Origin of the sequence: Streptomyces aurantiacus (assembly GCF_001418335.1) — a bacterium.
In the GTDB taxonomy this organism is placed as follows: Bacteria; Actinomycetota; Actinomycetes; order Streptomycetales; family Streptomycetaceae; genus Streptomyces; species Streptomyces aurantiacus.
Genome location: NZ_LIPP01000028.1, coordinates 82,552 through 82,816 on the forward strand (window position 1 = coordinate 82,552; position 265 = coordinate 82,816).

Annotated in this window: 1 pseudogene; it reads left to right on the forward strand. The window is 73.6% G+C overall.

Annotated features, from left to right (window positions below):
* A pseudogene (locus AOK01_RS44680) lies at positions 1-241 on the forward strand (ABC transporter ATP-binding protein); the annotation flags it as partial.
* Positions 242-265: the final 24 nt, after the last annotated feature.

Here is a 265-nt window from a genome sequence, read left to right on the forward strand (position 1 = left end):
CACGGTCGGCGAACTCGTCCACCGGATGAGGTCCTGGGTCCCGGTGGGCGCCCCGCTGAAGCAGGCCTTCGGTGTGATGCTCCAGCACGACGCCGGGTGGGTGGCGGTGCTCGACGGGGCGCACTTCCTCGGCGTACTGACCCCGGCGAAGCTGCACGAGGCGCTGCGGCGGTCGGTGGACGCGGATGCGCGCGGGGTGGGGCGGGGGCAGGTGGAGTTCGACTCTGTCGCCGACGCGTGAGCGCTCCGCGTGAGCGCTCCGCTG